This window comes from Flavobacterium columnare NBRC 100251 = ATCC 23463 (assembly GCF_002530675.1).
In the GTDB taxonomy this organism is placed as follows: domain Bacteria; phylum Bacteroidota; class Bacteroidia; order Flavobacteriales; family Flavobacteriaceae; genus Flavobacterium; species Flavobacterium columnare.
The window spans coordinates 41,996-63,864 of record NZ_PCMX01000023.1; the positions used below are offsets into that span (position 1 = coordinate 41,996).

Consider the following 21,869-nt stretch of genomic DNA (forward strand, 5'->3'; position numbering starts at 1 on the left):
TTTAAAGAATATTATAAAGAAATTATTTTACTAATTTTACTTCAACTCTTCTGTTTAAAGCTTTGTTAGCTTTAGTAGTGTTAGGAGCTACTGGTTTAGTATCACCATAACCTTCTGAAGTTAAACGATCAACTGCAATACCTTTAGATTCTAAGTAAGATTTAACAGCTGCTGCTCTTTCTTTAGATAATTGTAAGTTTTTATCTTTTTTACCTACGTTATCTGTATGCCCTTCGATAGAGAATTTAGAGCTTGGGTACTCGTTTAAGATAGCTGACATAGCTTCTAAAACTGGTAATGTTTGTTGTTGGAAACTAGCTTTACCTGTATCGAATAAGATTGTTTTAGCGTAGTCATTTAATTTTTTAACAACTTCTTCGCTTACTTCTGGACAACCATTGTTAGCTACAGTACCTTTAACTGATGGACATTTATCGTCTTTATCTAAAACTGAGTCACCATCAGTATCTGGCCAAGGACAACCTGCGTTATCTCTAGGACCTGCTTGGTTAGGACATTTGTCTTTGTTATCAGCTACACCATCACCATCAGCATCAGGACAACCTTGTAAGTTAGCTAACCCTTTAACTTCTGGACAAGCATCGTCTTTATCAGCGATACCATCACCATCACCATCAGGACAACCATTTAATTCTTTTAAACCAGCTACATCTGGACAAGCATCATATTTATCATAGATACCGTCATTGTCTGTATCTTTACCTCCAAATTGGAAAGTTAAACCTGCCATATTTTGGAATACTGAAGGAACATCAACTCTATCAGCAAAAGATTTTTTGTATGTAGTGCTGAAAGAAAGACCTACCTGCTCAGTTAACCAAAAAGTTAATCCTGCTCCAGCATTTGCATTTCCTCCAGATGCTTTTCCAAAGAAAGTGTATCCACCACCTAAGTGTAAAGATGGGTCAAACCATTTTACTCCAATTAGGTTTTTGAAGCTATAACCAATTTTACCATCAATTCCGTAATACATCACGTCTGGATTAGCAACTTGTATAGATTGGTTTCTATCAACATAGTCAAACTTGGTGATTTTGTTAACAGATCCGATTACTCCAAACGACCAGTTTCCTCCCACGTTTCTAGTAACAGATAAATAAGAAACAGATGGAATAATATTTTGGTCTCTGTCAAAATGTCTAAAACCAGCAAATTTATCTAAGAATCCTTCCTTAGAATCAAAAGCTCCCTCTGGTCCAGCACTCGTTCTAGTGTCTACAGAATTCACACCGAATGATATCGCCCATGGATTATCACTGCTCTGTGCATTAGCACCTAGACCAGCAATCATCATCATAGAAACAAAAAGTTTGTTAACATGTTTCATACTAAATTTTTATTTGATTACAATACGTTATTGTCAGCAAATGTAATAGATAGGTACCTAATTACAAAATCTATTTCAAAAAAAATACACGCTTTAGTAATTTTTCTACAGTATTATTTTTAATTCTTTACCTATTTTAACAAAAGCTTCTATTGCCTTATCCAAGTGTTCTTTTGTGTGTCCAGCTGATAGCTGCACTCTAATACGTGCTTTATCTTTAGGCACTACTGGATAGAAAAAACCTATGACATAAATACCTTCTTCTAATAATTTATCCGCCATAGTTTGTGATAATTTAGCATCATATAACATAACAGGTACTATTGCAGAATCTCCGTCTATAATATCAAATCCTGCTTTTTTCATTCCTTCTTTGAAATAATTAGTATTCCATTCTAATTGATCACGTAATGAAGTATCTTTTTCTAACAATTCAAAAACTTTTAAAGAAGCTCCCACAATGGCTGGAGACAATGAATTTGAAAACAAATAAGGTCTTGAACGCTGACGTAAAATTTCGATAATTTCTTTTTTAGCGGTTGTATAACCTCCCATTGCACCGCCTAAGGCTTTCCCTAGAGTTCCCGTAATAATATCTACGCGCCCCATTACGCCTTTAGCTTCTAAAGTACCTTTACCTGTTTGCCCTATAAAACCTGCCGCATGACACTCGTCTACCATTACCATTGCATCGTACTGCTCTGCTAAATCACAAATTTTATCTAAAGGGGCTACCAATCCGTCCATAGAAAAAACACCATCTGTTACGATTAGTTTAAATCTATGACCTGCTTCATTTGCTTTTTTTAACTGTTGCTCTAAATCCGCCATATTGTTATTTTCATAACGATAACGAGCAGCTTTACACAAACGAACTCCATCAATAATAGAGGCGTGGTTTAAACTATCTGATATAATACAATCTTGTTCACTTAATAAAGGTTCAAAAACACCCCCATTTGCATCAAATGCTGCTGCGTATAAAATAGTATCTTCTGTCCCGTAAAATTTAGCAATAGCAGCTTCTAAATCTTTATGAATATCTTGTGTTCCACAAATAAAACGAACAGATGACATACCAAATCCATGTGTATCTAATGCGTCTTTAGCTGCTTGTACAACTTCAGGATGTGACGACAATCCTAAATAATTATTAGCACAGAAATTAAGAACTGTTTTACCATTTACGGTTATTTCTGCTCCTTGTGGTGAGGTAATAATTCTTTCTTTTTTATACAATCCATTAGCTTCTATGCTTGCTAATTCTTCTTTTAAAAAATCTTTAATCTTTCCGTACATATTTTTAAGTTCAAAGTTTTAAGTACAATGCTGAGATGTATTTTGGTTACAAAAAAATCTTCAACTTTCTTTTTTAAGCTACAAATTTACCACTTCCACCTTTTCACCAACATAAACCAGTGATTTTTTTTCGATTTGATATCCCATTTCACTTAATGCTTTTTCATAATCCAGAAGTTGTTGAATATATTTTGGATGAGGTGTACCTGTTTTATAATCCAGCAAAAAAGCTTTGTTTTTATTTATAACTATTCTATCGGGGATATGATTTGACTCGCCTTTTTTTAGAATTGCTTTTTCATTATACACCACAACATCTTGAGCAAAAAAAACTGCTAATTCGGGATGTTCTATTATTTCTTTCAAAGTCGTTTTTATTTGATCTTCTTGTGATTTAATGATCAAACCATTTTCAACGGCTTTAATTAGGGCAAGTTCTATATCATTTTTTGTTTTTATGTACGATAATATTTCATGCAAAGTATTACCAAACTCTATAGCTTCTAGCTGTTTACTTCCCCACATCATGGCTTCCCGTTGAGCAATCTTAATAGCATCTGTATTAATTGTGGTTGTTACAGGTGGAATAACTTCTACTGAATGGGTTATAGAATGTGCCATAGATACTCGTTCTGGATTTCCAAAGTTGTATGATTGTTTTTCTTTATCAAATTCTTTTTGACTTTCAACATATTCTATAAAAAAGGAAGCTAAAGTATTGGGTAAATTCCCTTGTTTGTTTCGTTCTTTCCATGAAGATATAATATATAATTGCTCTTCAGCTCTGGTTAAGGCCACATAAAGGACGTTGATATTATCTAACAAATCTTCTTGCAATTTTTGTTGATATGCCTCAGAAGCTTCGGAACCATAGTTTGTAACTTTGCTAGATTTATCTATCAAGAACTTTTCTACTTCTTTTGTTTCTTCTGGCGCATCTAGCCACATTTTTTCTCGTTTGTTCCGACTGTAATTTTCATCCGCAAAAGGAAAAATAACGACTGGAAATTCCAATCCTTTTGATTTATGTATTGTCATAATCCGGATTGCATTAGCTCCTTCTGATGTGGGTACACTTAACTTGTGCCCATTTTTTTCCCAATAATGTAGAAAATCAGGTATTGAAAATTGATTTTTTACATCTTTTTCTAATACAATATCTAGGAAATACTGTACATAAGCATTGTTTTTTTTTGCAGGAATGCCGTTTAAAATAATGTGTTCAACTAATTCGTATAACGATTTGCGGCGTATATTTTTAAAATCAATTGTTATTTGAAAATCTACTAACCATTTTTGTAATATTTCCTCATCTAATTTCTTTATTCCTTCTGCTATAAAATCATGGATAGGCAATACTGTATTAAATTCTGTAGCTAAGTAATACAATGCTAAGGCTAATGCTTCTCGATCTTTTGTATTGGTAAGATAACGAAGCATATTTAACAAAAACTGTACTTCCGAAGCTGTTTCGAGTAATAAACTTTCTGAAGAAATAACAGGTATATCTTGTTTGGTTAAATAATTAGCTAACAAAACACCTTTATTGTTACTTCTAACCAAAATAACTATTTCATTATAAGAGTATCCTTTTTGTTGAATTTCTAAAATAGTTTGCCAAGTCTTCTTTAGATACAAATCATCTTGCGAGATTTCTTCCTCATCGTCTAAGTTTATATCTGTTGCTTTAGGTAAAAAATGAATACTTACAAAACCTCCTTTTTTATTTTTAGTTTTCTGAAAACTTTTGTTTTCATATAAGTCTTTATAAGAATCTTCCTCAAACTTGGAAGATAAATGTTTAAAAAAGGCGTTATTAAAGTAAATTATGTTTTCGCAACTTCTATAATTGGTATCTAAATCTACCACCCTTTTGTCTTTATTACTAAAAGGATTGGTTTGATGGGCTAAACTGATAAACTGTTCTGCTTTTCCGCCTCTCCAACGATAAATAGACTGCTTGGGATCGCCCACTAGAAGTAACGATCCTCGTACCCCTTGCAAATCTTCACTTGAAAGAGCGTTATCTATCAAAGGAATTAGATTTTGCCATTGCATTTCAGATGTATCTTGAAACTCGTCTATAAAAAAATGTTTGTATTTTTCTCCCAAACGTTCGTATATAAAGGGTGCAGGTTGGTTCTGAATTTGTTCATTAATTAGTTTATTAAATTCTGCAATTGACAAGATTTGTTGGTCTTCTTGTATACTTTTTAATTGATTACTAACCGTATTTAATAAAGATAAGGGAGTAATATTTTTTAGAAAAGCATCATATAGATCTTTCTTTTGAAATTGATTATAAATACCTTCTAAAACTTTTAATAATTCAGGAATACAAGATTCTATAAGTGTTTTATCTTTAGCTGCTTTATTAATTTTTATATCATCAAATTCATGATAGGTTTTATTACTTGGATTAAATTTTCCTTCTGCAATTCCTTGTATGTGTTTTGGAAAATGTCCTGCTGAAAATGATTTTAAATCAATTCCTTTGTTTTCAATCCATTCTAACAATAAAGCTGCTTGACTCCTTGTTTCTTGAAGAATCCGTTCACATTGTTCTAACAAACGATTTCTTAGCACTACAAAGTCTTGAATAGATTTGTCTTTTAGTAGAGCTATTTCTTCTCGACTGTTTTCATTAGTAATTAATTTTCCTGTATTAAAAATTTCATTGGACACATCCCAAGATTTATCATCATCTGTCTTTTCCATTGTAAAATCAACTAACAACTTAGTTAATTCTGGATCATTACCTGCTTGCGCTACTATGGCGTCTACGGCTTCTTGAAGTAAATTATCTGTATCTAAAGAAACCTCAAAAGTCATGGGTAAATTCAAATCAATTGCAAACGAACGGATTACTTTATGTGTAAACTTGTCAATCGTTGAAATATCAAAAGCGGCATAATTATGAATTAGGTTTTTAATAATTGTCTGTGCTTTTGTTGTAATTTGATTCAGACTTAATCCTGTATCAATAGCAATGTCTTGCATCAGATCAAGTGTTTTAGGAGCTGGATTATCACTGGTAAAATCAAAAAGGCTATTTACAATTCTGCTTTTCATTTCATGAACCGCTTTATTGGTAAAAGTGATGGCTAAAATATTTCGATACGCATCTTCTTTAGATGATAATAAAATGATTTTCAAATATTCTTTAACCAAGGTATACGTTTTACCTGCTCCTGCTGATGCGTTATAAATGGTGAAAGCGGAATTTTGTTTAGTCATTAAAAAAAAATTACAAAGAATACTTTTTATATTCTAATTTTACAAATATATAAAGCGATAAAAAACAAATAGTTAAATAACATTTTTAGAGAAATAATCACTAACTATTTCCTTATCCAAAGTTAATTGATTAATTTTGAATTCACATTTATTAATTTATTTAAAACAATAATATTATGGCATTTGAATTACCGCAATTACCTTACGCATACGATGCGTTAGAACCTCATATTGATGCGAGAACTATGGAAATCCACCATACAAAACACCATAATGCTTACACCACTAATTTAAATGCAGCTATTGCTGGCACTGAATTAGAAGGTAAGTCAATAGAAGAAATTCTGAAAAATTTAGATATGACAAAAGCTGCCATTCGTAATAATGGAGGTGGTTTTTACAATCACAACTTATTCTGGACTGTGATGTCTCCAAATGGTGGTGGAGAGCCTACAGGCGAATTAGCAGAAGCCATTGATTCAGCTTTTGGAAGTTTTGGTGCATTTAAAGAGGCTTTTACAAAAGCGGGTGCTACACAATTCGGCTCAGGATGGGCTTGGTTATGTGTAAAAGAAGGCAAATTAGAGGTTTGTGCAACAGCTAACCAAGACAATACATTAATGCCAGGTATAGGTTGTGGCGGCACACCAATCTTAGGAATGGACGTGTGGGAACATGCTTATTACCTAAACTATCAAAACCGTCGTCCTGATTATATGGAAGCTTTTTTTAATGTAATTAATTGGGCAGAAGTAACCAAACGTTATAACGAAGCAAAATAAATAAAACAAAAAGGGTGTCCGAAAACCAAAAATTCTTGTCTTTCCCACAAAAGAGAGGCTCGAACAAGGCACATCAAATCAAACCATATTGATTATGAAATACCAACTAGAGTTGGAGCAATAAACAAAGCATTGATTTTTTGTTTTTTGGACACCTTTTTTATTTAAATTGTATTACACCAAATGGTGTTACGCAATAATCTAACACAATATCAGAAGTACTAACATCAGATATTAACTCCTCGGGATCAAAATAAGAAAGTCCTATTTTTATTGTTTCAGGTTTACAAACTGATAAGAATTGATCATAAAATCCTTTTCCATAACCTACACGATTTCCTTTCTTATCATACGCTAATAAAGGAACAAAGACTACATTTATTTTAGAAACAGGAACCTCTATACCTTCTACTGGTTCAGGAATACCATAATCATTCACTTGAAACTGTGTATTATCCGTTAAAAGATAATGAGTCATTTCCCTAGTCTCAAAATTAGATTTAGAAACTACCACTTCTTTATCCCTACCTGATAAAATCTGAAGGATAAATTCAGTATTAATTTCTTTTTGTTTTTCAATAGGTAAAAAAAGATGAAAATACGTTTTGTCCCAAATGGGTAAATCTAAACAATGATTAGCTATACTCAAACTATCATTCATAATTTCATCAAAAACAAGTGATTTACGCAATGTTTTATACTTTTCTCGAAGGTCTTTTTTATTCATAAGACAAATTTAACAGAAAATAAATTAAATTTGTTTGTTTTTCATATACTAAACTACCCGTATGAGCTCTTCACTTGAACTTCAAATTCAAACACTCCCTGATCAACCAGGTGTCTATCAATACTTTGATAAAGAAGGAAAGATTTTATATGTTGGAAAAGCAAAAAATTTAAAGAAACGAGTTTCTTCTTATTTTACAAAAACACATGACACAGCAAGAATTAATGTTTTAGTAAAAAAAATCACCGAAATTAAACACATCGTAGTTCCAACCGAAACAGATGCTTTGCTACTAGAGAACAATCTGATAAAAAAACTACAACCTCGTTATAACATCAACCTAAAAGATGACAAAACCTATCCTTGGATTTGCATTAAAAATGAAGCTTTTCCCAGAATATTCCCTACAAGAAGAATGATTAAAGATGGATCCGAATATTTTGGCCCTTATACAAGTTTTAAAACAGTAAATACTATTTTAGAACTCATCAAAGAACTTTATCCCTTACGTACTTGTAGTTATGATTTGAGCCAATCTAATATTAGATCTGGAAAATTCAAAGTTTGTCTCGAGTATCATATAGGTAATTGCAAAGGCCCGTGTGAAGGTTATGAAACACAAGTTCGTTATCACGAACAAGTAAATGCTATTCGAGAGATTTTAAAAGGAAATTTTAAAGATTCATTACGTGACTTCAAGAAAATGATGCAAGATTTGGCTATGGACTTGCAATTTGAAGAAGCTCAAAAAATAAAAGAAAAAATAGAAGTTTTAGAAAATTATCAAGCTAAATCAACTATATTAAATCCTAAAATCACTAATCTGGATGTCTTTTCAATTATTTCTGATGAAGCAATGGCTTACATTAATTTTTTACAAATATCACATGGTGCTATTGTTCGATCTCACACTATGGAAATTAAGAAAAAATTAGAAGAAACCGATTCAGAACTTTTAGAATTGGGTATTATTGAATTACGTGAACGTTTTCATTTAAATGCCAAAGAAATCATTGCTCCTTTTGAAGTAAATTTAGGGGATAAAATAACCGTAACAATTCCTAAATCCGGTGATAAAAAACAAATTTTAGACCTTTCAGAACGCAATGCTAAATATTACCGTTTAGATCAACTCAAACAAATTAAAATCGTAGATCCCGAAAGACATACTAACAGACTAATGGCACAGATGCAAAAAGATCTGCGTCTAAGCATTGAACCCCGCCATATAGAATGCTTTGACAATTCTAACATACAAGGTACTAATCCTGTTTCCGCCTGTGTTGTCTTTAAAAACGGGAAACCTAGCAAAAAAGATTATCGCCATTTTAATATCAAAACAGTAGAAGGTCCTAATGATTTTGCTTCTATGGAAGAGGTAGTGTACAGAAGATACAAACGCCTGTTAGAAGAACAAGAACCCTTGCCTCAACTTATCATTATAGATGGAGGAAAAGGTCAACTCTCTTCTGCTTTAAAAAGTTTAGATGATTTAGGGCTAAGAGGAAAAATAGCTATAATAGGTATTGCTAAAAAATTAGAAGAAATTTTTTATCCTGGAGACTCCATTCCTTTATATCTTGATAAAAAATCAGAAACACTAAAAACCATCCAACATTTGCGAAATGAAGCTCATCGATTTGGCATTACCTTTCATAGAGATAAACGAAGCAAAAATGCAATACAATCAGAATTAGAACTAATTCCAGGAATAGGCGAAAAAACAAGAGAAATACTGCTAAAACATTTTAAAAGTGTAAAAAGGATTAAAGAAGCAACAGAAAAAGAAATTTCTGATGTTATAGGGCTTTCAAAAGCCAAAAAAATTCACGACTTTTATACTAAAAAATAGCTATATGCCTAATCTAAAATCTGCTAGTCGTTTAGCAAGTATATTCTCGTATTATTTGGGGTTCATTACTTATCTTATTCTTTTTAACACAACTCTTTCCGCACAAGAACTCAACAAAAAACCTAAAATTGGTCTTGTTCTAAGCGGTGGCGGAGCTAAAGGACTGGCGCATATTGGCGCATTAAAAGAAATTGAAAGAGCAGGCATCAAAATAGATTATATAGGAGGTACAAGTATGGGGGCTATTATAGGTGGACTATATGCTTGTGGATATACAGCACACGAACTTGACTCTATCTTTAGTGAAACAGATCCTGACTCTATATTACGAGACAGAATACCTAGAGACAATCAAACTTTTTATGAAAAATACAACAATGAAGTATATGCTGTAACACTTCCTTTTCAAAAATTAAAAATATCGGTTCCTAAAGGAATTTCAAAAGGGCTTTACAACTTCAACTTGATTAGCAAATTAACTCACCCATACCGACATATTACGGATTTTAGTTTATTAAAAATCCCCTTTTTATGTATCACTACTGATTTAGAAACGGGTCAAGAAATAGTTTTAAAAAAAGGAATCCTGCCATTATGTTTATCCGCAAGTGGTGCCTTTCCCTCTTTATATTCTCCTGTACAAATAGACAATCGTTTTTATATAGATGGAGGGGTAACAAATAATTTTCCTGTTGAAGAAGTTAAAAAAATGGGAGCCGATATAATTATAGCTATAGATGTACAAGATAATCTAAAAAACATTGATGATATTAGTGGGGCAACGGATGTACTATCTCAAATATCAAACTTTAGTACATTACAAAGCATTGAAAAGAAAAAACAATTAATTGACTTATACATCAAACCTAATATCAAACCTTATTCCGTTATTTCTTTTGAAGAAGGCAAAGAAATTATACAAACAGGAGTAGATGCCTGCAAACCTCATTGGGAAAAATTAAAAACGTTAGGTATACATATTCCATCTGTAACCAAAAAGGAAAAAGAAAATACATTAGACATAAACGGTATAGGTATTGAAGGTTCTAAAAATTATACTCGAAGTTATTTTTTGGGAAAATTACGTTTTCTTCCTGAAAACAAAATTACTTATAATCAGTTGCATTCAGGATTGAATAATCTAAATGCCACACAAAATTTCACTTCTATTACATATCAATTTATAAAAAATAACAATAAAGATGATTTGATTATTAATGTAGTCGATAATCCTATAAAAACCTACCTTAAATTAGGTTTGCATTATGACAATATTTTTAAATCAGGAATATTATTTAATGTTACACAAAAAAATTTGATTTTTAAAAACGATGTGGCCTCTTTCGATTTAATACTAGGAGATAATACCCGTTTTAACCTTGATTATTACATTGATAACGGATATCGTTGGAGTTTTGGTATCAAAAGCAATTACGATCAATTTAGCAGAACTAGTCTCGTAGATTTCAAAGGAAATAAATTAATGAATCATTTCAATAGAAATTCAATAGACATTAACTACAAATCAGTATCAAACAAAACATATTTACAAACTATTTTTGCTCAAAAATTTTTAATTGGTGCTGGAATAGAGCACAAATACATAGATATAACATCCAACTCAACAGGTTCTCTCTCTCCTCAATTAGATAAAAGCCATTATTTGAGCGCAATAGGCTTTATGAGGTTTGACTCGTTCGATAACAAATATTTTCCGAAATCGGGTTGGTACTTTTTTGGTGATATCAATAGTATTTTTCATTCATCAAATTATTCAGGCGATTTTGAAAAAGCTTCATTATTTATGGCAGATATGGCATACGTAAAAACGTTTTGGAATCATTTTTCAATAAAAATACAATCAGAAGGAGGATTTACCATTGGCAAAAAACTCAATAACATTAATGATTTTGTATTAGGAGGTTATGGATTTCATCATTTTGGAAATTTTAGACCTTTTTTAGGATATGATTTTTTATCAAAAAGTGGCGATAGTTATGTAAAAGGAAGTTTGAGTTGTGATTATATATTTTATAAAAAACATCATCTTAACTTTACTGCGAATTTTTCAAATGTTGGAAAAAAAATATTCAATAATGGCGAATGGATTACAAAACCAGACTATACAGGATATGCTTTAGGCTATGGATTAGAGACTCTTATTGGTCCCATTGAAATCAAACATTCTTGGTCTCCTGAAACCACCAATCATTATACTTTCTTTAGCGTAGGATTTTATTTTTAATTTTTATGTTAAAGATATTTATAAAATTCATTTTTATTCGTTTATTATTTCTAAAAAAGCTATTTTTGGAACGATATAAACCAAACTTTTAAATTTTATGTCTATTTGGAAAAGAAAATCTATTGATCTTTTATTAGCTGAAGCTTCTGATTCAGAAAAAGGTCTAAAAAGAACTCTGTCTTCGGGTGCCTTAGTTGCCTTAGGAATTGGAGCAATTATAGGGGCAGGACTATTTTCGCTAACAGGTATTGCCGCTGCTGAAAATGCAGGCCCTGCTGTGACTCTGTCTTTTGTTTTAGCTGCAATTGGTTGTGCTTTTGCTGGACTATGTTATGCTGAATTTGCTTCAATGATTCCAGTTGCAGGAAGTGCATATACTTATTCTTATGCTACTATGGGTGAATTCATGGCTTGGATCATTGGCTGGGATTTAGTTTTAGAATACGCATTAGGTGCTGCAACAGTGGGCGTAAGTTGGTCACGATATTTTCTAGAATTATTAAATAAATTTGGAATTCATTTACCTCATAGCTTAATATGTTCACCTTGGGAAACTCTAAAATTAAGCGATGGTACAGTCATAGAAGGGGGCGTTATAAATTTACCTGCTGTTCTTGTAGTTTCATTACTTTCCTTACTATTAATTAGAGGAACAAAAGAATCTGCCAATTTAAATAATTTCTTAGTGATTCTAAAAGTTGCTGTTGTAATACTTTTCATCATATTAGGCTGGAATTACATCAACCCTGACAATTATAGTCCATATATCCCTGAAAACACAGGTGTAAAAGGTCAATTTGGATGGTCAGGTATTGCTGCTGGTGCTGCAACTGTATTCTTTGCTTTTATAGGCTTTGATGCTGTATCTACAGCAGCACAAGAAGCAAAAAACCCACAAAAAGGCATGCCAATAGGTATATTAGGTTCCTTGATTGTTTGTACAATATTATATGTTCTTTTTGCACATGTTATGACTGGTTTAGTACCTTATCATGAATTTGCTGGAGATGCGAAACCAGCTGCCACTGCGTTTTCAAAAACCCCTTATACATTCTTGCAAACAGGTCTTATAGTTGCTGTATTAGCTGGCTATACCTCTGTAATGTTAGTTATGCTAATGGGACAAAGTCGCGTGTTTTACACAATGAGTAATGACGGCTTATTACCAAAGTTTTTCAGTACTATTCACCCTAAATACAGAACTCCTTGGAAAACAAATATCTTTTTCTTACTTTTTGTGAGTGTTTTTGCTGGTTTTGTTCCTGTATCCGATTTAGGTCACATGGTAAGTATTGGTACCCTTTTAGCCTTTGTTTTGGTATGTATTGGCGTACTGGTAATGCGTGTTAAAATGCCAGATATTCCAAGAGCGTTTAAGACTCCATTAGTACCATTCGTTCCTATTGCAGGTATTTTGGTTTGTTTGTATTTAATGTATTCGTTACCACTTGAAAGCTGGATGCGTTTAGTTATTTGGATGGCATTGGGCATCATTATATACTTTATATACGGCAAAAAAAATAGTAAGCTTAATAAAGATAAAGAATAATAAACTTATTTATACCTTTTAAAAACCCAAGTTAAAAATTTTTAACTTGGGTTTTTTATACCCTGATTTTAACCTCAGATTACGCATTAGAAATGGATTACAGATAAAAATGGATTTGAATAGAAAAGCACTCCATTTTTCCCTTCCATGTAAAACCACAGCTATGTCAAAAAAATTCCGTGCCTTTTTACTTTCTCCCTTTTCCTAATATAGAACATGGGGGAGGCAAAAGATACATCAGAATATTAAACACAAATCTTTTAAAATCTCTAAAAGATCACTAAGATGATTTTATAACTATAATTTACATCCTTCTTTAAAAATCATTAATACAAAAAAAGGCAATCATTTCTGATCGCCTTTTGATTATAAATTATTCTTCTTATTAATCATTTAATTTTAATACTGCCATAAATGCTGATTGTGGAATTTCTACATTTCCTACTTGACGCATACGCTTCTTACCTTGTTTTTGTTTTTCAAGAAGTTTACGTTTACGTGATATATCACCTCCATAACATTTAGCGGTTACGTCTTTACGCAAAGCTTTAATGGTTTCACGAGCAATAATCTTAGCTCCAATAGCAGCTTGAATAGGAATTTCAAATTGCTGACGTGGGATTAACTCTCTTAATTTTTCACACATTTTTTTACCAATATGATACGCATTATCTTCATGAATTAAGGCAGATAAGGCATCTACATTCTGTGCGTTTAATAATACATCTAAACGAACTAACTTAGAGGTACGCATTCCGATAGGATGATAATCAAAAGAAGCATACCCTTTAGAGACCGTTTTTAAGCGATCATAGAAGTCAAAAACGATTTCAGCTAACGGCATATCAAAATTTAATTCAACACGCTCAGGAGTCAAATAAGTCTGATTTGTAATTTGTCCTCTTTTTTCAATACATAAACTCATAACATTACCCACAAAATCCGATTTTGTAATAATGGTTGCTTTTATAAATGGTTCCTCAACTCTATCTAATTTAGACGGTTCTGGCAAATCCGAAGGGTTGTTAACAATAAATGCTGTTTCAGGGTCTTTTTTTGTATAAGCTAAATACGAAACGTTAGGTACTGTAGTAATTACAGTCATATTAAATTCACGTTCTAAACGCTCTTGAATGATTTCCATGTGTAACATACCTAAGAAACCACAACGGAAGCCAAACCCTAAGGCTGCTGAACTTTCGGGAGCAAAAACTAATGAAGCATCATTTAGCTGCAACTTTTCCATTGAGGCACGCAATTCTTCATAATCTTCTGTATCTACTGGATAAATTCCAGCAAAAACCATGGGTTTCACATCTTCAAAACCGTGAATCATATTAGTAGTAGGTGTTTTAGCATCTGTAATAGTATCCCCTACCTTAACTTCTTTAGCTTCTTTGATTCCAGAAATTAAGTACCCAACATCGCCTGTAGAAACAACGTTTTTAGGAACTTGGTTTAGTTTTAAAGTACCTATTTCATCCGCAAAATATTCATTGCCTGTAGCCATGAATTTAATTTTTTGACCTTTTTTAATTTCGCCATTTTTTACTCGGAAAATAACTTCAATACCTCTAAACGGATTGTATACCGAGTCAAAAATTAATGCTTGTAAAGGCTCTTCTGGATTTCCTTCTGGAGCAGGAATACGCTCTACTATAGCTTCTAAGATTTTATCCACACCAAATCCTGTTTTTCCAGAAGCATGAATGATATCTTCTAATTTACATCCTAGTAATTCTACTATATCATCACTTACTTCCTCTGGGTTAGCACTTGGCAAATCTACCTTATTCAATACAGGAATAATTTCTAAGTCATTCTCTAATGCTAAGTATAAATTAGAAATTGTTTGCGCTTGTATACTTTGTGCCGCATCTACAATCAATAAAGCACCTTCACAAGCAGCAATTGAGCGTGAAACTTCATAGGAAAAATCCACGTGTCCTGGCGTATCAATTAAATTTAAGATGTATTGTTCTCCTTTATAATTGTATTCCATTTGGATGGCATGACTTTTAATGGTAATCCCACGTTCGCGCTCTAAATCCATATTATCTAACAACTGCGCTTGCGCTTCACGTGCCGTTACAGTTTGCGTGGCATCTAATAAACGGTCAGCCAAGGTACTTTTACCATGGTCAATATGTGCAATAATGCAAAAATTTCTAATTTTCTTCATCGTTCTTACCTTCCAAAAAATTGCGGAATCTTTAATATGCAAATATAATCAAATTCATATATCTCAACTAGAATTACAAATTCATTTATTAATCCTATCCTTTTCTTTGTGTTTTTACAGAAAATTAGGCATTACTTCTTCTATCATAATTCAATAATATCATATAAAATAGACAAAACATTATTTTTATTTAAAAACACGATGTACAAAAACCTAATTTATTTGATATTTAAAGTTTTAACCTAAACTATATACATTAGACTTTTTGATGAAAATAAAAAAATAAAAATTGAGTGTTTTCAGATTTAAAGTCCTTTTTATCTGCAATAATTTTCTAATACATGATCTAGATTAAAGACATATAATTTACCTTTAGATCTTCAGATAAATAAATTTAAAATTTAATCTGAATTTTCAAAAAATGCTTAGAACCTAATCATACTTTAAGTTAAAGTATGTTCTCATTATTTTGTAATTTTGCACCAAAATATAGACCGATGGTTAAAATAGGCAATATAGAGCTACCTGATTTTCCTTTGTTATTAGCTCCTATGGAAGACGTGAGTGACCCTCCTTTTCGTCGCTTGTGTAAGATGCATGGTGCTGATTTGATGTACTCTGAATTTATTTCTAGTGAGGGACTAATTCGTGATGCTATTAAAAGCCGTCAAAAACTTGACATATTTGATTATGAACGCCCGGTAGGCATCCAAATTTTTGGTGGAGATGAAGAGGCGATGGCCATGAGTGCTAAAATAGTAGAAACCGTGCAACCTGATTTATTAGACATCAACTTTGGTTGTCCAGTAAAAAAAGTAGTCTGTAAAGGAGCTGGCGCAGGCGTTTTAAAAGATATTGACTTGATGGTACGTTTAACCAAAGCCGTTGTAAATAGCACAAATCTACCTGTAACGGTTAAAACTCGTTTGGGTTGGGATGATGCTTCTATCAATATTGATGAAGTAGCTGAGCGATTACAAGATGTAGGTATTCAGGCTTTAACTATTCACGGACGTACGCGTGCACAAATGTATAAAGGTCATTCCGATTGGTCACACATTGCACGTGTAAAAAACAACCCACGAATAAAAATACCTATTTTTGGTAATGGTGATATTGATTCCGCGGAAAAAGCATTAGAATACAAAAATACTTATGGGTTAGATGGCATTATGATTGGTCGTGCTGCTATTGGATATCCTTGGATTTTTAATGAGATTAAACATTATTTTACTACTGGCGAATTATTAAACTTACCTAATATTACAGATCGAGTAGAAGCAGCTAAAAACCATTTAACATGGTCTATTGAATGGAAAGGTGAACGTGTGGGTATTGTAGAAATGCGTCGTCATTACACCAATTATTTTAAAGGAGTTCCTCATTTTAAGGAGTATCGTAACCAATTGGTTACATTAGATAATTATCAAGATTTATTATTTGTTTTTGAAGAAATTATTCATAAGTATTCTGAAAAATAAATTCAAAAATATGTATTCTAAACAAGACGGGCTTTCCTTTAGGAAAGCCCGTCTTGTTTTAGATATTCTTGTTTTATAATTGGGGTCCCGCTTCTACTAAACGTTCGCCTTCTTCATTATCTGTATATTGTACAAAGTTTTTAATAAATCTTCCTGCTAAATCCTCTGCTTTAGTTTGCCATTCTGAAGCATCAACATACGTATTACGAGGATCTAAAATTTCAGAATTAACATCATGTAATGCTGTAGGAACTTCAAAATTAAATACTGGTACAACGGTTGTTTCTGCATTTTCAATAGAACCATCTAAAATAGCATCAATGATAGCACGTGTGTCTTTAATAGAAATACGTTTACCTGTACCATTCCACCCTGTATTTACCATATAGGCCTTAGCATTGTGTTCTTCCATTTTCTTCACCAATTCTTCCCCATACTTTGTAGGATGCAAAGACAAGAACGCCTTACCAAAACACGCTGAAAAAGTTGGCTCTGGTTGTGTTACTCCTCTTTCAGTTCCTGCTAATTTAGCTGTAAATCCTGACAAGAAATAATATTTTGTTTGTTCAGGAGTTAACTTAGAAACGGGAGGCATTACACCAAAAGCATCTGCTGTTAAAAATATTACCTTAGTAGCATGACCTGCTTTTGATACTGGAGTTACAACATTATTAATATGATAAATAGGATATGAAACACGTGTGTTTTGTGTTACAGAACCATCTTTAAAATCAATTTTACCATCCGCATCAACCGTCACGTTTTCTAACAAAGCATCGCGTTTGATGGCGCCGTAAATATCTGGTTCGTTTTCTTTACTTAAATCAATTGTTTTTGCATAACAACCTCCTTCAAAGTTAAAAACACCGTCATTATCCCATCCATGCTCATCGTCTCCAATTAATTCACGTTTAGGATCTGTAGATAAAGTAGTTTTTCCTGTTCCTGACAAACCAAAGAATACGGCAACATCGCCGTCTTTTCCTTTATTTGCTGAACAGTGCATAGAAGCCATCCCTTGTAAGGGTAAATAGTAGTTCATCATTGAAAACAAACCTTTCTTCATTTCTCCACCATACCAAGTCCCTCCAATTAGTTGGATTTTTTCTGTTAGGTTAAAAGCAATGTAAACTTCAGAATTCAGCCCGTGCGTTTTATAATCTGCAAAACCGCGTTTTGAGGCATTCATTACTACAAAATCAGGTTCGCCATAATCAGCTAACTCTTCTTCTGTTGGACGAATAAACATATTTTTCACAAAATGCGCCTGCCATGCAACTTCTACAATGAAACGAACTTTTAATCGTGTGTTTTCATTGGCCCCGCAAAAAGTATCAACTACAAAAAGTCTTTTTCCTGATAATTGTTCAATTGTATTTTGCTTTAAAGCATTCCAAGTATCAGTACTAATAGGCTTGTTATCGTTTACAGCCTTTTCAGAAGTCCACCAAATAGTATCTTCTGTTACAGCATCTTTAACAATATATTTATCTTTAGGAGAACGACCTGTAAACTCACCTGTCATTACATTAACTGCCCCCAATTCAGTTAACTGCCCTTTTTCGTAACCTTCTAATTCAGGGCTTAATTCTTCCTGATACAACAATTCGTATGTAGGATTATATACAATTTCTTTAACGCCACTAATTCCGTACTTTTCTAACGAAATCGTTTTCGTAGGTGGTGTGTATGCTTCCATAAAATTTATGATGTGTGTGTTCAATTTTAACGACAAAAGTATAAATATTATTTAAATAGACTCACAGTTTAGATTTTTTTTGTAAAAATGTAATAAAATGCCAGAACCCAAGCAGATATTAACAATATTCCTCCTACAGGCGTTATAGGCCCTAGGAATTTTAAATTAAAACTTGTGATAGACTGTGTAGAAAGAAGGAAAATGGAAACAGAAAAAAACAATATTCCTAATACTACCAAATTAAAAATTATATTTTTTTGTTCAGGTAAGAACACATTGGTTGTAGCTAAAAACAGTAAAAATAAAGCATGATACATCATATAACGCACCCCTACTTCAAAAGAAACTAATTGATCTGAATCCAAGGTTTTTTTAAGGGCATGCGCTCCAAAAGCTCCCAGAATAATTGAAACTGCCCCAAAGAGCAAAGCTGCTAATAGAATTTTCTTGTCCATTTTATTGAATTTTTTTCCAAATTTACCACAGTCTTCTCAAAAAAAACTATATATTTTACCTATTTCGTTTTTGAAAAAACAACATTTGATTACATTTGTGTGATTTTTTACCAAACTAAAAATGAGAAATGTACTAATTATCGGAGCAGGTCGTTCTGCTTCTTCTTTAATAAAATACCTTTTAGAAAAATCTGAAAGCGAAAATTTACATCTTACCATAGGTGATTTGTCATTAGAATTAGCACAACGTAAAACATTGGGTCATAAGAACGCAACGCCTATTGCTTTAGATATTCATGATGCAAATCAGCGACAAGTTGAAATTCAAAAAGCGGACATAGTAATTTCAATGCTTCCTGCTCATATGCATATTGAGGTAGCAAAAGATTGTATTGTATACAAAAAACACATGGTTACCGCTTCATACATTAGTGATGCCATGCAAGCTTTAGATGAACAGGCAAAAAAAAATGGTTTAGTATTCATGAATGAAGTAGGATTAGATCCTGGTATAGATCACATGAGTGCGATGAAAGTATTAGATGAAATCCGCGAACAAGGAGGTAAAACAATACTCTTTGAATCATTTTGTGGTGGATTAGTAGCTCCTGAAAATGACTCTAACCTTTGGAATTATAAATTTACTTGGGCTCCTAGAAATGTTGTGTTAGCAGGTCAAGGTGGAGCTGCCAAATTCATACAAGAAGGAACTTACAAGTACATTCCGTATAATAAATTATTTCGTAGAACGGAATTTCTAGAAATTGATGGATTTGGGCGTTTTGAAGGATACGCTAATCGAGATTCACTAAAATATAAAAGCATCTATAATTTAGATGATGCTTTAACTCTTTATAGAGGAACTATCCGTCGTGTAGGCTATTCTAAAGCATGGGATATGTTTGTCCAACTGGGTATGACAGATGATTCTTATGTAATTGATGATTCTGAAAAAATGAGCTATCGTGATTTTGTAAATCTATTTTTGCCATACCATGCTAGTGACTCCGTTGAAATAAAATTACGTCATCAATTAAAAATAGATCAAGACGATGTAATGTGGGACAAACTTGTGGAATTGGACTTATTTAATAGTCAAAAAACATTAGGTATTAAGAACGCTACACCAGCACAAGCTTTAGAAAAAATATTAACTGATTCATGGACATTACAATCAAATGATAAAGATATGATTGTGATGTATCATAAGTTTGGTTATGAATTAAATGGTCAGCTCAAACAAATAGATGCTACGATGGTTTGCATAGGCGATGATCAGACTTATACTGCTATGGCTAAAACGGTAGGTTTGCCTGTAGCAATGGCTACTTTACAAATCTTAAATGGGAATATTACCACACCTGGCGTGCAATTACCAATTAAAAAAGAAGTTTATATACCTATACTAAAAGAGTTAGAGGAATATGGAGTTATTTTTAATGAAAAAGAAGTTCCATACAAAGGATATAATTAATCTACCCTCCTACTTATTTTTAAGTCACCCATTCTTTTCGATGGGTGATTTTTTATATCTAGTTCGCTCTAATTTTGTTCGGCCATAAGACAAAAAGCACCTAGTAAACAGGATGCTTTGGGCTGTATTCATAAGTTTCAAGACCGAATAATATTTAGTTTTATTGTTTTATTTAAAAACAAAAGTTAACTTTCGATTTTCAATTTTAAATCCATGCGAATAAATCACTTACAAATTGAAATTGACGGTATAGACAAAGAAATCTTGCGTTATTTAATGGACGATGCTCGTAAGCCTATTTTACAGATTGCTAATAAAATAGGAATTTCAGGAGCAGCTATTCATCAAAGATTACGAAAATTAGAGGAAGCTAAAGTCATTTCGGGTTCAAAGTTTATTGTTAATACAAAAGTCTTAGGATATAGCACTATGGCATTTGTAGGAATATACCTAGATCGCGCCGCGCGAAATTCAGAAGCTGTTAAGGAGTTACGTAAAATTCCAGAAGTATTGGAGTGTCATTATACTACAGGTAATTGGAGTATTTTAATAAAGATGATCTGTCGTGACAATGAACATTTAATGCAATTATTAAATACCAAAATTCAATTTATAGAGGGTGTTTCTAGAACTGAAACTTTTATATCCTTAGATCAACAAATAGAAAGACAAATACAATTATAAATTAATAAAAAATGCCTTAAAAGTTTTTTACTTCTAAGGCATTTATAAATCTTTTACTTTTAAAAAATTAATCTCTCCTACCAAATACTTGCATTGCCCAGTACAACATAGAAGCTACTGCACCAATAGCTGCCACTAAATAAGTCCTAGCTGCCCATTTTAAAGAATCTTCTGCCCCTTCATATTCTTGTTGACTTACCATATTTTTGTTTTTTAACCAAGCCAGTGCTCGATTACTTGCATCATATTCTACAGGTAATGTAATTAACGAAAAAGCAGTTGCTATAGTCATTAAAGCTAAACCTATTAAAGCTACAATATATCCTATTGATAATCCTTTAGAAGCAATTCCTAAAATCAAACCGCCCATAATCAACCATTGAGATATAGAAGAGGATACATTTACCATCGGTACCATTTTAGAACGCATTGCTAACCAACTATATGCCGTTGCATGTTGAACCGCGTGACCGCACTCATGAGCCGCTACAGCCGCCGCCGCCGCATTTCTTTGATTATACACTGCTTCTGATAGATTTACCGTTTTATCTACTGGATTATAATGATCCGTTAATCTACCTGGTGTAGAAATTACTTTCACATCATAAATCCCATGATCATGGAGCATTTTTTCTGCAATTTCGGCACCACTTAGTCCATTTCGCAAATGTACTTTTGAATAATACTCAAATTTATTTTGTAAACGGTTACTTACCAACCAACTTACAAGGGCAATACCTCCAAGTAAAATATAATATCCTATCATGATTTTATTTTTTTAATAAAACTACAAATTTTAAGCCATTTTTAAAGAATGTCAAATTGACATTTATTTACAAAAATAATAAAAGTTCC

General features: G+C 32.5%; 15 protein-coding genes. 7 read left to right on the plus strand and 8 right to left on the minus strand.

Annotated elements, in window-relative coordinates:
* Positions 1-22 precede the first annotated feature (22 nt).
* From B0A78_RS04070 to B0A78_RS04080, 3 genes are all read right to left on the minus strand, one after another.
* Positions 23-1,348: an OmpA family protein gene (locus B0A78_RS04070; RefSeq protein WP_097609410.1), complete on the minus strand. Its 1,326-nt coding sequence runs from the start codon at positions 1,346-1,348 to the stop codon at positions 23-25.
* 105 nt (positions 1,349-1,453) lie between these two features.
* A complete protein-coding gene (gene kbl, locus B0A78_RS04075) occupies positions 1,454-2,647 on the minus strand; it encodes a glycine C-acetyltransferase (protein ID WP_014165904.1) in 1,194 nt (397 codons plus the stop codon).
* 78 nt (positions 2,648-2,725) lie between these two features.
* Positions 2,726-5,884 (minus strand): UvrD-helicase domain-containing protein, encoded by a 3,159-nt coding sequence (locus B0A78_RS04080; protein WP_097609411.1) that lies wholly within the window; start codon positions 5,882-5,884, stop codon positions 2,726-2,728.
* Positions 5,885-6,060: 176 nt separating this feature from the next.
* On the opposite strand from B0A78_RS04080, the gene B0A78_RS04085 reads away from it, so the two are divergent.
* Entirely contained in the window at positions 6,061-6,666 is a 606-nt protein-coding gene (locus B0A78_RS04085; RefSeq protein WP_065212864.1) for a superoxide dismutase, read from the plus strand.
* Between the two features lie 160 nt (positions 6,667-6,826).
* On the opposite strand, the gene B0A78_RS04090 is transcribed toward B0A78_RS04085, so the two are convergent.
* Positions 6,827-7,393, minus strand: a complete 567-nt coding sequence (locus B0A78_RS04090; RefSeq protein ID WP_014165901.1) for a 5-formyltetrahydrofolate cyclo-ligase — start codon at positions 7,391-7,393, stop codon at positions 6,827-6,829.
* Positions 7,394-7,454: 61 nt separating this feature from the next.
* On the opposite strand from B0A78_RS04090, the gene uvrC reads away from it, so the two are divergent.
* The 3 genes from uvrC (at position 7,455) to B0A78_RS04105 (ending at position 13,039) form a co-directional block, all read left to right on the plus strand.
* Positions 7,455-9,245, plus strand: a complete 1,791-nt coding sequence (uvrC, locus tag B0A78_RS04095; RefSeq protein WP_014165900.1) for an excinuclease ABC subunit UvrC — start codon at positions 7,455-7,457, stop codon at positions 9,243-9,245.
* 4 nt (positions 9,246-9,249) lie between these two features.
* On the plus strand, positions 9,250-11,490 hold the full coding sequence (locus B0A78_RS04100; protein ID WP_077225830.1) for a patatin-like phospholipase family protein: 2,241 nt from the start codon (positions 9,250-9,252) through the stop codon (positions 11,488-11,490).
* Between the two features lie 97 nt (positions 11,491-11,587).
* Positions 11,588-13,039 carry an amino acid permease gene (locus B0A78_RS04105; protein WP_014165898.1) on the plus strand — a complete coding sequence of 484 codons (1,452 nt, stop codon included), beginning with the start codon at positions 11,588-11,590 and terminating at the stop codon, positions 13,037-13,039.
* Positions 13,040-13,424: 385 nt separating this feature from the next.
* Here the strand turns inward: B0A78_RS04105 and lepA are convergent, their stop codons facing one another.
* Positions 13,425-15,221 carry a translation elongation factor 4 gene (gene lepA, locus B0A78_RS04110; protein ID WP_014165897.1) on the minus strand — a complete coding sequence of 599 codons (1,797 nt, stop codon included), beginning with the start codon at positions 15,219-15,221 and terminating at the stop codon, positions 13,425-13,427.
* A 497-nt stretch (positions 15,222-15,718) separates the two neighbouring features.
* Between lepA and dusB the strand changes: the two genes are divergently transcribed.
* Positions 15,719-16,702, plus strand: coding sequence for a tRNA dihydrouridine synthase DusB (gene dusB / locus B0A78_RS04115; protein ID WP_014165896.1), 984 nt, complete (start codon positions 15,719-15,721; stop codon positions 16,700-16,702).
* A 73-nt stretch (positions 16,703-16,775) separates the two neighbouring features.
* Here the strand turns inward: dusB and pckA are convergent, their stop codons facing one another.
* Entirely contained in the window at positions 16,776-18,401 is a 1,626-nt protein-coding gene (pckA, locus tag B0A78_RS04120) for a phosphoenolpyruvate carboxykinase (ATP) (RefSeq protein WP_097609412.1), read from the minus strand.
* 68 nt (positions 18,402-18,469) lie between these two features.
* A complete protein-coding gene (locus tag B0A78_RS04125) occupies positions 18,470-18,856 on the minus strand; it encodes a DUF423 domain-containing protein (RefSeq protein ID WP_014165894.1) in 387 nt (128 codons plus the stop codon).
* A 121-nt stretch (positions 18,857-18,977) separates the two neighbouring features.
* Between B0A78_RS04125 and B0A78_RS04130 the strand changes: the two genes are divergently transcribed.
* Positions 18,978-20,330 carry a saccharopine dehydrogenase family protein gene (locus B0A78_RS04130; RefSeq protein WP_097609413.1) on the plus strand — a complete coding sequence of 451 codons (1,353 nt, stop codon included), beginning with the start codon at positions 18,978-18,980 and terminating at the stop codon, positions 20,328-20,330.
* 213 nt (positions 20,331-20,543) lie between these two features.
* The gene (locus tag B0A78_RS04135; RefSeq protein WP_060383689.1) at positions 20,544-21,014 is read left to right on the plus strand and encodes an Lrp/AsnC family transcriptional regulator; all 471 of its coding nucleotides are present in this window, start codon (positions 20,544-20,546) and stop codon (positions 21,012-21,014) included.
* 67 nt (positions 21,015-21,081) lie between these two features.
* Here B0A78_RS04135 and B0A78_RS04140 read toward each other — a convergent pair whose 3' ends face one another.
* Entirely contained in the window at positions 21,082-21,780 is a 699-nt protein-coding gene (locus B0A78_RS04140; RefSeq protein WP_088418301.1) for a zinc metallopeptidase, read from the minus strand.
* Between the last annotated feature and the right edge of the window lie 89 nt (positions 21,781-21,869).

Excerpts from the sequence above, each read along its gene's own strand:
- B0A78_RS04080 (WP_097609411.1), bottom strand. The coding sequence starts at position 5,884 with ATGACTAAACAAAATTCCGCTTTCACCATTTATAACGCATCAGCAGGA.
- B0A78_RS04135 (WP_060383689.1), top strand. The coding sequence starts at position 20,544 with ATGCGAATAAATCACTTACAAATTGAAATTGACGGTATAGACAAAGAA.
- B0A78_RS04100 (WP_077225830.1), top strand. The coding sequence starts at position 9,250 with ATGCCTAATCTAAAATCTGCTAGTCGTTTAGCAAGTATATTCTCGTAT.
- kbl (WP_014165904.1), bottom strand. The coding sequence starts at position 2,647 with ATGTACGGAAAGATTAAAGATTTTTTAAAAGAAGAATTAGCAAGCATA.
- B0A78_RS04090 (WP_014165901.1), bottom strand. The coding sequence starts at position 7,393 with ATGAATAAAAAAGACCTTCGAGAAAAGTATAAAACATTGCGTAAATCA.
- uvrC (WP_014165900.1), top strand. The coding sequence starts at position 7,455 with ATGAGCTCTTCACTTGAACTTCAAATTCAAACACTCCCTGATCAACCA.
- lepA (WP_014165897.1), bottom strand. The coding sequence starts at position 15,221 with ATGAAGAAAATTAGAAATTTTTGCATTATTGCACATATTGACCATGGT.
- dusB (WP_014165896.1), top strand. The coding sequence starts at position 15,719 with ATGGTTAAAATAGGCAATATAGAGCTACCTGATTTTCCTTTGTTATTA.
- B0A78_RS04070 (WP_097609410.1), bottom strand. The coding sequence starts at position 1,348 with ATGAAACATGTTAACAAACTTTTTGTTTCTATGATGATGATTGCTGGT.
- B0A78_RS04085 (WP_065212864.1), top strand. The coding sequence starts at position 6,061 with ATGGCATTTGAATTACCGCAATTACCTTACGCATACGATGCGTTAGAA.
- B0A78_RS04140 (WP_088418301.1), bottom strand. The coding sequence starts at position 21,780 with ATGATAGGATATTATATTTTACTTGGAGGTATTGCCCTTGTAAGTTGG.
- pckA (WP_097609412.1), bottom strand. The coding sequence starts at position 18,401 with ATGGAAGCATACACACCACCTACGAAAACGATTTCGTTAGAAAAGTAC.
- B0A78_RS04130 (WP_097609413.1), top strand. The coding sequence starts at position 18,978 with ATGAGAAATGTACTAATTATCGGAGCAGGTCGTTCTGCTTCTTCTTTA.
- B0A78_RS04105 (WP_014165898.1), top strand. The coding sequence starts at position 11,588 with ATGTCTATTTGGAAAAGAAAATCTATTGATCTTTTATTAGCTGAAGCT.
- B0A78_RS04125 (WP_014165894.1), bottom strand. The coding sequence starts at position 18,856 with ATGGACAAGAAAATTCTATTAGCAGCTTTGCTCTTTGGGGCAGTTTCA.